5 protein-coding genes are annotated in these 14511 nt (G+C 69.8%); 2 read left to right on the top strand and 3 right to left on the bottom strand.

The annotated features are described in order from the left end of the window. Window positions 1-360 precede the first annotated feature (360 nt). On the top strand, window positions 361-4227 hold the full coding sequence (locus OG747_RS34525; protein ID WP_405883270.1) for a GH92 family glycosyl hydrolase: 3867 nt from the start codon (window positions 361-363) through the stop codon (window positions 4225-4227). A gap of 148 nt (window positions 4228-4375) precedes the next feature. Here the strand turns inward: OG747_RS34525 and OG747_RS34520 are convergent, their stop codons facing one another. From OG747_RS34520 to OG747_RS34510, 3 genes are all read right to left on the bottom strand, one after another. Further along, the gene (locus OG747_RS34520) at window positions 4376-7669 is read right to left on the bottom strand and encodes a GH92 family glycosyl hydrolase (protein WP_405883269.1); all 3294 of its coding nucleotides are present in this window, start codon (window positions 7667-7669) and stop codon (window positions 4376-4378) included. Between the two features lie 511 nt (window positions 7670-8180). Further along, on the bottom strand, window positions 8181-9614 hold the full coding sequence (locus OG747_RS34515; RefSeq protein ID WP_405885840.1) for an ATP-binding protein: 1434 nt from the start codon (window positions 9612-9614) through the stop codon (window positions 8181-8183). A 203-nt stretch (window positions 9615-9817) separates the two neighbouring features. Continuing rightward, window positions 9818-10579 (bottom strand): response regulator transcription factor, encoded by a 762-nt coding sequence (locus tag OG747_RS34510; RefSeq protein WP_405883268.1) that lies wholly within the window; start codon window positions 10577-10579, stop codon window positions 9818-9820. 237 nt (window positions 10580-10816) lie between these two features. Between OG747_RS34510 and OG747_RS34505 the strand changes: the two genes are divergently transcribed. Next, a complete protein-coding gene (locus OG747_RS34505) occupies window positions 10817-14485 on the top strand; it encodes a S8 family serine peptidase (protein WP_405883267.1) in 3669 nt (1222 codons plus the stop codon). Window positions 14486-14511: the final 26 nt, after the last annotated feature.

The raw sequence follows: 14511 nt of genomic DNA, 5'->3' as shown, positions 1-14511 counted from the left end.
AACTGGCCGCCGACGCCCGACTCCCCCCTGGAACGTGCCTGCCCGCGGCCGTCGAACGACTGGGCGGACGCCGACAGGTATAGTCCACTTCCCGCCAGCGGAGCAAGATCGAAAGCGGGTTTGCCCGTGGGTCTTTTCCGAGTTGAGACCTCACGGAAATACAGGGCGTCCGCGACTTCCCCAGGAGAAGATCGACAGGGTGTCAATCTCCCACCATGGGAGTAATGCGCAGCTCGTCTCGCGGTATTCACCCCGGACGCCACATCCAACACCCTTGACATCACCTGCAACTTGACTCCCTACTGGTCCTTGCGCAGCAAATCTGACAACGTTGTCCAGGCGCAGGGAGGGTGCTCGCGCATGCAGCACAGAGCTCGGTACAGACCCATTTTCTCGGCTCGGTACGGACAGAGTTCTACAGCTCGACGTTCTACAGCTCGACCCGGATGGACTTCTTCGACTGCACTTGGGGTGATCGCCTTCGCCCTGGTGGCCGCCTCGCAGGGCACGGCGGTTGCCCTTCCCGCCCAAACGGCGGCCGTCGACCGGGAGTTCGCCTCCTCGTTTGAATCGGGCGATCCAGCACCGACTTGGATCAATACGGTGGATACAGGACCTGACGGGGCAAAGCGCACCTCGGGCGTCGACGGCGGCTACAGCACCGGCATCCCCGGCAATGTCACCGACCACGTCACGGACGTCCGCGCCAGCGGCGAGAACACCGGTGCGGGCGAGGTGAAGGAGAACCTCGTCGACGGCGAGTCGAGCACCAAGTGGCTCACCTTCGAGCCGACCGGCTGGGCGGAGTTCGACCTGGACGCCCCGGTCAAGGTGGTCACGTACGCGCTGACGTCGGCCAACGACCACGACGAGCGCGACCCCCAGGACTGGACCCTCCAGGGCTCCACCGACGGCAAGGACTGGAAGACCCTCGACACCCGTTCCGGCGAATCCTTCGGCGAGCGGTTCCAGACGAAGTCGTACGACATCGCGAGCCCCGTCGAGTACCAGCACTTCCGGCTCGACGTCACCAAGAACAACGGCGGCGACATCCTCCAGCTCGCCGACGTCCAGTTCTCGACGGGCCAGAGCGACGACCCGACGCCCAAGGACATGCTCTCGCTGGTGGACCGGGGCCCGAGCGGCTCCCCCACCGCGAAGGCGGGCGCGGGCTTCACGGGCAAGCGGGCCCTGCGCTACGCCGGTACGCACAAGGCGGACGGTCGGGCGTACTCGTACAACAAGGTCTTCGACGTGAACGTGGGCGTCGGACGCGACACCGAGCTGTCGTACCGGATCTTCCCCTCGATGGCGGACGGCGACCGGGACTACGACGCCACGAACGTGTCGGTGGACCTGGCGTTCACGGACGGCACCTATCTGAGTGACCTGAACGCGGTGGACCAGCACGGGTTCACGCTGACGCCGCAGGGCCAGGGCGCGGCCAAGGTGCTCTACGTCAACCAGTGGAACAACGTCACCTCGCGGATCGGTTCGGTCGCGGCCGGGAAGACCGTCGACCGGATACTCCTCGCGTACGACTCCCCCAAGGGCCCGGTGAAGTTCCGCGGCTGGCTGGACGACGTGGCGCTGAAGACCGTGGCTCCCGAGAAGCCCAAGGCGCATCTGGCCGACTACGCGCTGACGACCCGCGGCACCAACTCCAGCGGCGGCTTCTCGCGCGGCAACAACTTCCCGGCGACGGCCCTCCCCCACGGCTTCAACTTCTGGACGCCGGTGACCAACGCGGGCTCGCTGAGCTGGCTGTACGACTACGCACGCGCGAACAACGCGGACAACCTGCCGACCATCCAGGCGTTCAGCGCGAGCCACGAGCCGAGCCCCTGGATGGGCGACCGGCAGACCTTCCAGGTGATGCCCTCGGCCGCCTCCGGCACTCCCGACACCGACCGCACCGCCCGCGCGCTCGCCTTCCGGCACGAGAACGAGACCGCGCGCCCGTACTACTACGGGGTGACCTTCGAGAACGGTCTCAAGGCGGAGATGGCGCCGACCGACCACGCGGCGGCGCTGCGCTTCACCTATCCGGGCGATGACGCGAGCGTGCTCTTCGACAACGTGACCGAGCAGGCGGGCCTCACGCTGGACAAGGACAACGGGATCGTCACCGGCTACTCGGACGTGAAGTCCGGGCTGTCGACGGGTGCGACCCGGCTCTTCGTGTACGGGGTGTTCGACGCGCCGGTGACGGACGGCGGCTCGTCCGGCGTCAAGGGGTACCTGAAGTTCAAGCCCGGTGCCGACCACACGGTCACCCTGCGCCTGGCGACCTCCCTCATCAGCATCGACCAGGCCAAGGACAACCTGAACCAGGAGATCCCCGACGGCACGTCCTTCGGGACGGTCAAGGAGCAGGCGCGCAAGACGTGGGACAAGCTGTTCGGCAAGGTCGAGGTCGAAGGCGCGACACCGGACCAGCTGACGACGCTCTACTCCAGCATGTACCGTCTGTACCTCTACCCCAACTCCGGTTTCGAGAAGGTCGGTTCGAAGTACCAGTACGCGTCGCCGTTCTCCGCCATGCCGGGTCCGGACACCCCGACCCACACCGGCGCGAAGATCGTCGACGGCAAGGTGTACGTCAACAACGGCTTCTGGGACACCTATCGGACGACCTGGCCGGCGTACTCCCTCCTGACACCATCTCAGGCGGGCGAGATGGTCGACGGGTTCGTGCAGCAGTACAAGGACGGCGGCTGGACCTCCCGCTGGTCCTCCCCCGGGTACGCGGACCTGATGACCGGCACCTCCTCGGACGTGGCGTTCGCGGACGCGTACGTCAAGGGCGTGAACTTCGACGCGGAGGCGGCGTACGACGCCGCCCTGAAGAACGCGACCGTCGTCCCACCGTCCTCCGGCGTGGGCCGCAAGGGCATGGCGACCTCCCCCTTCCTCGGCTACACCAGCACCGCCACCGGCGAGGGCCTGTCGTGGGCGATGGAGGGATACGTCAACGACTACGGCATCGCCGAGATGGGCCGGGCCCTCTACAAGAAGACCGGCAAGGAGCGCTACAAGGAGGAGTCGGAGTACTTCCTCAACCGCGCCCAGGACTACGTCAAGCTCTTCGACCCTCGGATCGGCTTCTTCCAGGGCCGGGACGACCAAGGCAACTGGCGGCTTGAACCGTCGAAGTACGACCCACGCGTGTGGGGCTACGACTACACGGAGACCGACGGCTGGGGCGCCGCCTTCACCGCCCCGCAGGACAGCCGGGGCCTGGCGAACCTGTACGGCGGCAGGTCGGGTCTGGCGGACAAACTCGACCAGTACTTCGCCACGCCGGAGACGGCGTCACCGGAATTCGCCGGCTCCTACGGCGGTGTCATCCACGAGATGACCGAGGCGCGGGACGTGCGGATGGGCCAGTACGGCCACTCCAACCAGCCGGCCCACCACGTGCTCTACATGTACGACGCGGCGGGCCAGCCCTGGAAGACGCAGAAGAACGTCCGCGAGGTCCTCTCCCGCCTCTACACCGGCAGCGAGATCGGGCAGGGCTACCACGGCGACGAGGACAACGGCGAGCAGTCCGCCTGGTACCTCTTCTCCGCGCTCGGCTTCTACCCGCTGGTGATGGGCAGCGGCGAGTACGCCATCGGCTCCCCGCTGTTCACCAAGGCGACCGTCCACCTGGAGAACGGCAGGGACCTGGTGATCAAAGCGCCGAAGAACAGCGCCAGGAACGTGTACGTGCAGGGCGTGCAGTTCAACGGCCAACGGTGGACGTCGACTTCGCTCCCCCACTCGCTCATCACCCGTGGTGGCGTGCTGGAGTTCGACATGGGCCCCCAGCCGTCGTCGTGGGGCACGGGCAAGGACGCGGCGCCCGTGTCGATCACCCAGGACGACAAGGTGCCCACGCCCCGCGCGGACATCCTCAAGGGTGACGGCGCGCTCTTCGACAACACGTCGGAGACGGACGCCACGGTCACGTCGGTCGACCTGCCGACGTCCGCCGCGGCCACGGGAGTTCAGTACACGCTGACCTCGTCCTCGGACCACACCAAGGCCCCGAGCGGCTGGGTGCTGCAGGGCTCCTCCGACGGCACGACGTGGACCGACCTCGACAAGCGCTCCGGCGAGTCCTTCACCTGGGACAAGCAGACCCGGGTGTTCTCGGTCGCGCATCCGGGCTCGTACGCGCACTACCGCCTGGTCCTCGACGGCGAGGCGACGCTCGCGGAGGTGGAACTGCTGGGCTGACATCCCCACGTGAACGGGGCGGGCGCGGAGGTCACTCTCCGCGCCCGCCCTGCTGTGCGGCCGGGCTCAGCCGGTCCGACGCGTCCGCACGGGCGGGCCGGCCCTGCCCGCACTGACGAGTGACAGGACCGGCCCTCCTGCGAAGGTCTCAGCTCACGGCGAGGGTGAACACGTGCAGGTCGGCGTTGTCCGGCAGCTTCACGCTCTTGACGGTCTTGCCGGACGGGGCCTGGAAGGGCTTGGTGGCGAAGATGTACGTCGCCACCGGGTCCTTGTCGGCGCCTGCGACATTGCGGTACGCGGTTCTGGCGACGATCTCGTTGCCGTACTGGACGGTGCCGCCTCCGCCGCCGACGGTCCAGTCGGTGAAGGAGAGGTCGACGGAGTCCGTGCTGCCGTCGGTGTAGGTGACGGTCGCCCGGGTCTGCTGGTTGCCGTTGACAGCGCTGCCGATGAAGGACAACTGGGCGGCGGGGTGGGCGAGTTCGATCGTCTGGGTGGTTGCCGAGGCGTTGTCGGGGCGGCCGGCGGGCGCGTCGGGCCAGGTGTAGGTGAGGCCGTCCACGGTGCCCTGGGTGCCGGGTGTCAGGCCGGCGGCGGCGAGGGCCTGGCGGGAGTAGCTCCAGCCGCCGCCGTCGTAGTCGGCCTCGTCGTGGTCGCCGGTGTCGTCGGAGATGCCGGTGTTGTTGTAGGCGGCCAGGAGCGAGCCGGGGGCCGCGACGGTCAGGGCCACCGGTTGCTCGTACGAGGTGTCGCCGGACGTCACCGAGACCTTGACGTCGTAGAAGCCCTGTTGGGCGGAATCGGCGGCGGACAAGGTGATCTCCTGGGAGCCGTCGGTCACGGTGCCCTCGGCGGGGGTCGCGGTCACTCCGGCCGGGGCGTCCACCTTGAAGCGGACCTCGGGGCCGGTGCCGCCGCTCAGCGCGAGGGCCCGGATGTCGAGCTTCGTGCTGCCGCCGGGGGCGAGCGTCGCCGTGGTCGGGCCGACGCCGATCTGGCACGGCTGCTCGCCCTCGCGGAAGGACGGCGGGGCGGCCGCCGGATCACTGCCCCAGGTGCGGTTCGGGGTGCCGGAGAGCGTGTAGTCGAGTGTGCCGCCGTCACGGACGAAGGAGGCGGGGAGCCAAGGGCGGTCGCTGGTACGGCCGTCGACCTTCAGCGACTGCACGTACGGGGCGTCGGCGGCGGCTCCGTTCGCGCGGATCTCGATGTCGTTGCCGCCGGGCCGGTTGATCTCCACCCGTGTGAACAGCGGCGAGGCGAGGACGAGTTCGGCGCGGGAGGGGACCTGCGGATACATGCCGAGCGCGGAGAAGACGTACCAGGACGACATCTCCCCGAGGTCGTCGTTCCCCGGGATGCCGCCCGGCTGGGTCGACCACAGCCCCTTCATCGCGGCGCGCACGGTCTCCTGCGTCTTGTAGGGCGCGCCCGCGTAGGCGTACAGGTAGGGCACGTTGATCGACGGCTCGTTGTCCAGCTCGGACTTGTCGCCGCCACTGCCCGTGAACGCCCAGCTGCCGTCGGCGTTGTGGAAGAAGGTGTCGAGCCGGTCCAGCGCCTTGTCCCGGCCCCCCATGGCCGCGAAGAGCCCGGCCGGGTTGTGCTGCACCATCCAGGTGTACTGGGCCGCCGTACCCTCCACGAAGCCGTTGCCGGTCGCCGGGGTGAAGCCGGTGACCCAACTGCCGTCCGCCTTCCGATTGGCGATGTAGCCGCCACTCGCATCGGCCGCGATGTTGAAGTTGTTCTGCCACCACTGGGAGCGCCGGGCGAAGTCGGTGGCCGTCTGCTTCTCGCCCGCCGCCGTGGCGAGTTGGGAGAGCGCGAAGTCGGCGCCGGACATTTCGAGGGTCTCGGCGGCGCCGCCCCAGGCGTTGGACACGGACGGCATGTAGTGCTGCTTGAGGTACTTGTCGAGCGACGGCCGCTGCCCGACGGACAGGACCGGCTTGCCCGAGGAGGAGAGGTCGCCCTCGGTCGGTACGGTCGCCGCCCTGACCAGCGAGTCCAGTGCGCCGCGCAGGTCGAAGTCGCTGCCGCCGAAGGCCCGGATGCCCGCGAGCGCGGTCGGGGACGGGTCGCCGTTCATGACGTGGGTGCCGCTCGCGCCGTGCAGCCAGCGGTCCCAGACGCCGCCGTTCTGCCGGGCGAGTTCGAGCAGCGACTGCGCGATGTCGGAGCCGGTGTCCGGGCTGAGCAGGGTCAGCAGCTGCACCTGGGAACGGTAGACGTCCCAGCCGGAGAAGGTGCCGTACTGGGCCCGGTGGCCGCGGCTGACGACATGGACCTTGTCGTCGGGGCCCCGGTATCTGCGGTCGGCGTCACTGATGACGTTCGGGTGCAGGAGGGCGTGGTAGAGCGCGGTGTAGAAGGTGGTGCGATCGGTGTCGCTGCCGCCGCCCACCTTGATCGCACCGAGCTGGTCGCGCCAGGCGCGGTGGGCGGCGTCCTGGACCGAGGCGAAGGAGCGGGACGGCGGGTTCTCGGCCGCGAGGTTGGCGGCGGCGCCCGCCTGGCTGACGTACGAGATGCCGACCTTGACGTTCACCGGGTCGGTGCCGGGCGCGAACTCCACATAGCCGCCCGCGCCCTTGCCCGCGACGGGACGGCCGCCGCCCGAGAAGCCGCCGGTGCCGCCGCTCGCCTCCGTGGACCCCGGGTTCAGCTTGTCGTCCTGCCAAGTGCCGGTGGCCCTGAAGTCGCGGTCGAAGCGGGCGGTGAAGTAGAGGGTGTAGTAGGCGCGTTGGCCTTCGGGGTCGAGGTAGCCGCAGAAGTTCCCGGAGGTGACGGACCCGGAGACCGTACGGGCCGCCGGGTCGATCTTCAGGTTCGAATCGGTCGACCCGACCTCGGAGTTGGCGCTGCGGATCAGCAGCGAGGCGGGCTTGTCGGCGGGGAAGGTGAAGCGGCCCGAGCCGGTGCGCGCGGTCGCGGTGAGGTCGGCGGTGACGCCGGAGGCGAGACCGACCTTGTAGTGGCCGGGCTCGGCGGTCTCGTCGGTGTGCGCGAAGTCGGCCGCGTACACCGCGTCCTTGGTGTCGCTCGCCGGGGAGGAGGTGACCTCACCGGCGTACGGGAAGAACGGGATGTCACCGCTGCCGCCCGCGCAGCCCGTGCCGGACATGTGGGTGAGACTGAAGCCCCTGATGCGGGTGGCGTCGTACTGGTAACCGCCGGGCGCGGCCGTGCGGGTGGCGTCACCGCGGGTGTTCTCGGGGCTCCACGAGAGCGTGCCGAAGGGCACGACGGCGCCGGGGAAGACATCGCCGCCGTTCTTGGTGCCGATGAGCGGGTCTACGTAGGGGGTGGGGTCCCGGACGAGGCCGCCTGGGTCCGGTGGTGCGGCGGTGGCGGCCGCCGCGGGGGTGACGGCGGGGGTGATCCCGGCGGCCGCCAGGGCGACGGCGAGCAGGACGGATGACGGACGGAAACGCATGACGCGGCCCCTCCTCCTTCGGACGGGTCGCGCACCACAGGTCGCACAAGCCGCAGGGACAGTAACGTGCGCCACCGGTACCACGGAAGACCGCGTACGGCGCGGGAGACGCGCTCGGCGCACACCCCAATGGCCCAACACACCCCAGGCGCCCCTCAACTCCCTTGACATCGTTGTCGGTTGAGGCGGTAAAGTCATGTACAGACCATCCGACAACGTTGTCGCACGCCACAGTCGTCACAGCCACGAGCCACGCACCATCCCGGGCGGGCAGTCCCCCCTCCGCCCGCCCGGGCTCGCGGACCGGGTGAGTCCCGCACCACCCACCCGGTCCGCCCAGAGCGCCGGTCAACCGACCCGAAAGGGAAGCGCGGTGACCGGATCACCGAACCTGTCACATCCATGGCATTTCCAGCCATGGCGAACAGCCCCTTCGCTCGGTGCCCTGCGGGATACGAACTGCACAGGCCGCACAGGGTTGCCCGGAGGGGCAGGGCGAAGGTGCTCAGGGTCAGGCCGACGCGGGCGCCGGAGTGGACGCCTGGTCCGGTGCCGGGGCGCTGCCGGGCGCCACGGGCAGTTCGATGGTGAACTCCGTACGGCCCGGGGCGCTCTCCACGCGGATGCGCCCGCCGTGGGCGGTGGTGACCGCCGCGACGATGGCGAGTCCGAGGCCGGAACCGCCCTCCGTGGGGTTGCCGCGGGAGCGCGAGACATCGCCTCGCGTGAAGCGTTCGAAGACCGACGGGAGCAGGTGCTGCGGGATACCGGGCCCGTCGTCGCGCACCCGGATCGTGCAGGACGTGTCCGTGGCCTCCACCGAGGCGATCACGGTCGTGCCCACAGGCGTATGCACACGGGCGTTGGCCAACAGGTTGGCCACGACCTGGTGGAGCCGTGCCTCGTCGCCGACGACCAGGGCCGGGGAGTCCAGCAGCAGGGCCAGTTGCCAGGTGTGGGCGTCCCCGGCGGCCCGTGCGTCCCACACCGCCTCGGCGACCAGCGCCGCGAGGTCCACCTCGGCCGAGTGCAGCGGCCGCCCCTCGTCCAGCCTGGCGAGCAGCAGCAGGTCCTCGACGAGGCTGGTCATCCGGGCAGACTCGGCGGAGACCCGGCGCCAGGCCAGGGTCGCCTCGATCCTCTCGGTGCCGCGGTTCATCAGTTCCGCGTAGCCGGCGATGGAGGCGAGCGGTGTGCGGAGTTCATGGCTGGCGTCGGCGAGGAAGCGGCGCATGCGTTCCTCGCTGCGGCGCATCTCCTCCTCGCCACGCCGGCGTTCGGCGAGCGAGGACTCGACGTGGTCGATCATCCGGTTGAGCGCGGCGCCGACCTGGCCGGCCTCGCTGCCGGGGTCGGTGTCGCGTTCGGGTACGCGGGTCAGACGGGTGACCTCGCCATGTCCCAGCGGGGAGCGGGAGACCTCGACGGCGGTAGCGGCGACCCGCCCGAGGGGGCGCAGTTGACGCCGTATCACGACCGCGCAGAGGCAGCCCGCGACGGTGAGGCCGACGGCGGCCACCACGGCCTCGACCGCGACCAGGCGGCCGATCATGTCCTGTACGTCGCCCATGGGGAGCCCGGTGAGGACGGGGACGCCGTCGCCGCCGAGGGCGGTCACGCGGTAGCTGCCGAGGCCGGGAACCGTACGGGTGTGCAGGGAGCCGTCGGTGGTGATGCCGTCGAGGGCGGCGCGCTGGGCGGCGGTCAGGGTCTGCTGCCCGCCCTCGTGCGTGACGACCTCGGCGGCGAGGATGTCGCCCTCGTCGTCGAACCGGGCGGCGAGCGTGCCGACGGCCTGCCCGCGCTCGTTGAGGAACCCCAGGTCCGTGTCGTCGCCGCTGCGGCGCTGGAGGCCGCCCTGACTGCGCTCGGCGGCGTCGGTGACACGCTGGTCCAAGGTGCCGAGCAGATAGGAGCGTTGGGCGAAGACGGTGGTGAGGGCCATCGCGGCGCAGACGGCGACGAGGGTGGCGCTGATGAAGAGCAGGAGACGGGTCCGCAGGGAATGGGTGCGCAGGGGGGAACGCGTGCGCGGAGAGCGGGTACGCGGGGAACGGGTAGTACGCAGGGGCGAACGGGTGCGCAGGGGCGAGCTGGTACGCACGGAACCGGTCCGCGGGAACCAGGAACGCAGGGTCCGTCGGGGGCTCATCTCCCGTCCTCCACCGGCCGGATCGCATACCCCACCCCGCGCACCGTGTGGATCATCGGCGCCCGCCCCTTGTCGATCTTCCGGCGCAGGGTGGAGATGTAGACCTCGACCAGGTTCCCGCCGCCGTCGAAGGAGCTGCTCCATACGTGGTCGAGGATCTGGGCCTTGCTCAGCACCTGTCGCGGGTGGCTCAGCAGCAGGCCGAGCAGGTCGAACTCCTTGGCGGTGAGCTGGATCGGCGTACCGTCGCGGTGCACTTCGCGGGTCTCCTCGGCCAGGACGAGATCGCCGAGGACCAGGACGGAGCCGTCGGTCCGCGTCCGTTCGGCTCCGGCTCGGCGCAGCAGTCCGCGCAGCCGCAGGACGACCTCCTCCAGGGAGAAGGGCTTGGTCACGTAGTCGTCGGCGCCCGAGGCCAGCCCGTCGATGCGGTGCTCCAGCGCGTCGCGTGCGGTCAGCATGAGGACGGGCAGTTCCGGATTCTCGTACCGCAGTCTGCGCAGCACCTGGATTCCGTCGAGGTCGGGCAGCATCCCGTCGAGGACGACCGCGTGCGGGGCGCAGCCGCGCGCGACGCGCAGCGCGCTGTATCCATCGGCGACCGGGTAGGGCCGCCGGCCCGCTTCGGTGACGGCCACGGACAACAGTTCGGTGAGCGCGGGCTCGTCGTCGACGATCAGCACGCGGACGCGGTCGCCGCGGACACATTCGCTGGAGACACGTGTGCCGCGGACACGTTCGCTTCGGGTGCCAGACATATGGCGATCCTGTCCCGATCCGCTGGGAGAACCCTGTGTTCCGACTGAGCGACAGCCGTGCAAATCTGCCACCTGGCCGGACACCGCCCTACCTGCGAGCGGGCCGAATGCCTCAACTCCCTTGACCGAAGAGGGCATTGGCACGGCCCGGCCACGGCATTCCCTTGAGCCCCTTCTCCCCCGCCCCGCACAGTGGTCCAGACCTCACCAGGTCTCTCAAGGGGAGGAAGCCCACAGATGCGAAGACTCCACGCCCTCTGGGCCATGGCAGGCTCCGCCGCGATGCTCGCGGGTGCGGTCGCGCCCTCGGCAGCGGCCCCGACCCCCTCGTCGAGCGCCCCATCGGGCGCGGCGCGGGGCAGCACCCGGACCGTCACCCTCATCACCGGGGACACCGTGTCCCTCACCGCGGGCGCCGACGGGAAGAACGCCGTCGACGTGCGGCGCGGCCAGGGCCGCGAAGGCGTCAACTTCGTGACCACCGAGCAGAAGGGCGAGGTCAGCGTCGTCCCCGACGACGCGATCCCGCTCGTCCAGGCCGGCCGCCTGGACCCGGCCCTCTTCAACGTCAGCCAACTCGTCAAGCAGGGGTACGCCGACGAGAAGACCGGCGCCATCCCGCTGATCGCCACCTACCGCAAGGGCACCGAGACCCCCGAGGGCGCGCGCCGGACGCTCGCCCTGCCTGGTATCGGCGGTGCCGCACTGAGCGCGAAGAAGTCGACGGCCGGGACCACCTTCTGGGCGGACATCGCCCCGGCCCCCGGCACCTCACCCACCGCGAAGGCCGCCCGGCAGCTCGGCGACGGCCTCGACAAGCTGTGGCTTGATGCCAAGGTCACCGCGTCCCTCGATGTCAGCGTGCCGCAGATCGGCGCACCCGACGTGTGGAAGGCGGGCTACGACGGCAAGGGCGTCAAGGTCGCCGTCCTGGACACCGGCGTGGACACCGGACACCCGGACCTCGCGGGCAGGATCGCGGAGTCCGAGAGTTTCGTACCCGGCGAGGGGGTGCAGGACGGGTTCGGCCACGGCACGCATGTGGCCTCCACCATCGTCGGTTCGGGCGCGGCCTCGGGCGGCCGGTACAAGGGAGTGGCGCCGGGCGCGGAGCTGGCGGTGGGCAAGGTCCTCGACGACACGGGACACGGCCAGGAGTCGTGGATCATCGCGGGCATGGAGTGGGCCGCCGACTCCGGCGCGAAGATCGTCTCCATGTCGCTGGGCGGTACGGCGTACGGCTCCTCGGATCCGCTGAGCGAGACGGTGGACCGGCTCTCGGCCGCCACCGGAACGTTGTTCGTGATCGCGGCGGGCAACGCGGGCCCGTCCGACCGGACCGTCGGCACACCGGGGATCGCGGACTCGGCGCTGACCGTCGGCGCGGTCGACAAGTCGGACAAGCTGGCCTCCTTCTCCAGCCGCGGTCCCCGGCTCGGTGACGCGGCGGTCAAGCCGGAGATCACCGCGCCGGGCGTGAACATCACGGCGGCCCGCGCCTCCGGCACCTCCATGGGCACGCCGGTCGACGACTACTACACCACCGCGAGCGGAACGTCGATGGCGACCCCGCACGTGGCGGGCGCGGCGGCGCTGGTGGCGCAGGCGCATCCGGACTGGACGGGCGAGCAGATCAAGGAGTCCCTGGCCAGTACCGCCAAGACGCAGCCGGACGCCGATGTCTTCCAGCAGGGCGACGGCCGGGTCGACGCGGTCCGGGCGGTCGAGCAGGGCGTCTTCGGGACCTCGACGCTGAGCTTCGGCACGTACGCCGACGGCGACACCGCGGTCGACAGCAAGGACATCACGTACACCAACACCACTGACACAACTGTGGAGTTGACGCTGGCGTCGACCCTCGCCGACGCGGCCCCGGGCGCCGAAACCGTCACGGTACCGGCGCACGGCACCGCCACGGCCCCAGTCTCCGTCGACCCGTCGAAGGAGACGGACGGCCGGTACTCGGGCGACATCACGGCGCGCGCCGACGGCATCCTGGTCACCACGGGCATCGGCTTCGAGAAGGCGCCGAAGACGTACGACCTGAAGGTGCACCTGGTGGGCCGCGACGGGCAGCCGATCTCCGGGATAGCGCGGTACGCCTTGCAGGAGCTGAACGGCGCGATCCCCAACGAATACGGAAACCTGACCGCCGATTCGACCTGGCAGGTCCCGGCCGGCACGTACTCCATCGTCTCCTGGATCTACGACCGCGACGCGGGCGACATGCCCGTCGGTACCTCGGTCGTCGGCAATCCCGAGATCAAGGTCGACGGGGACACCGAGATCACTCTCGACGCCCGCAAGGCGGTGGAGATCAAGCCGAAGACCAAGGAGGACTCCGAGTTCAAGGGCTTCACCACCTCCTGGCACCGCGAAGGGCCGGGCAGCTCCTTCGGGATGTCCTACAGCCAGGGCTGGTGGAACAAACACATCTACGTGGCGCCGACCAAGCCGGTCACCCAGGGATCCTTCGAGTTCTACTCCAAGTTCCGTCTGTACGCGAAGGAGTTGACGGCGAGCGTCACCGGCCCGGAGAAACAGCCGCTGTCGATGTACTACTCGCAGACGTACAACGGCTTCCCGACGAAGATCAGCGGAGAGCACACGGTACGGGCGGTGGACGCGGGCGGCGGCACGGAGGCCGACTTCGCAGGGCTCGACGTCAAGGGCAAGGTCGCGGTGGTCGCGCTCGGCGCCACCGAGCGGTCGGACAGCGCCCTGGCCAACGCGACGGCAGCCGGGGCGAGTTACCTCATCACCTACCGCAAGACCCCCGGTTTCTGGCTCGAAGCCGTGGACCACGCGACCACCGTCCCGCTGATGATCGCCACCGGCGAGGAGGGCGCCAAGCTCACCAGCCTGCTGCAGACCGGCAAGAAGGTGACGCTGAAGCTGGGCGGCACGCCGGTCAGTCCGTACGTCTACAACGCGCTGTTCGCGCAGAGGGACGCCATCTCCGCGAACCAGACGTACCGCCTCGACAGCTCCAACACGGTCAAGCACACGGCCCGTTACTACGGGTCCCAGGCCGGCGCGATGGGCTACGACATCGCGTACTCGTTCCGTCCCTGGCAGATCTACGGCTTCGAAACCGGCGAGTACATGCCGCTCGGCACGGCGCGCACCGAGTACTACAACGTCGACCCCGACACCCGCACCTGGCACGTCGTCTACCCCGACTGGCGGGCGAACCAGGGCCAGTGGAGTCCCCTGCGGACCTTCAGCAAGGCGGGCACGGAACCCGCCGAGGACTGGCTGCGCCAGATCGTCCGCCCGGCGAGCAGTGAGGAGTACGGCCCCTCCGTCCGCACCGGCGACAAACTCACCTTGTCCGTACCGGAGTTGAGCGACTCCACGACCGGCCACTACGGGCGCGTGGACGGTACGCAGGACACCGCGAAGGGCAAGCTGTACGCGGACGGACAGCTGGTCGGCGACTCGGCGCTCGGTGGCTACGGCGTCTTCGACGTCCCGGCGGCGAAGGCCTCGTACCGCTTCGTGCTCGACGCCCAGCGCAGGGCCGTCTGGTCGCGGTACTCGACCAGCACGCACACCGAGTGGTCGTTCGCCTCGGCGCACACGGACGCGCAGACGGCGCTGCCCCTGCTCTCCGTCGACTACGACCTGCACGGGCTCGATCTGCTCAACCGCGCCGACTCCCACGGGAAGGTGAAGCTCGGGCTCTCCGTCCGGGACCATGCGGGGAGCGTCAAGGCCGACGCGCTGAAGGCCTGGGTGTCGTACGACGACGGCACGTCCTGGAAGGAGGTGAAGGTCCGGGGCGGCCGGGCGGAGATCGGGCACCCGAAGGGAGCGCAGTTCGTGTCGCTGCGGGTGCTGGCATCCGACGCCGCCGGAAACCAGGTCGACCAGACCGTGCTGCGGGCGTATGGCCTGAAGTAGGCCTGAAGCGGGACCACCGCTCACAG

Origin of the sequence: Streptomyces sp. NBC_01384 (assembly GCF_045040035.1) — a bacterium.
Classification (GTDB): Bacteria; Actinomycetota; Actinomycetes; order Streptomycetales; family Streptomycetaceae; genus Streptomyces.
The sequence above is the reverse complement of the archived record's forward strand: the minus strand, read 5'-3'. Positions and strand labels throughout refer to the sequence as shown.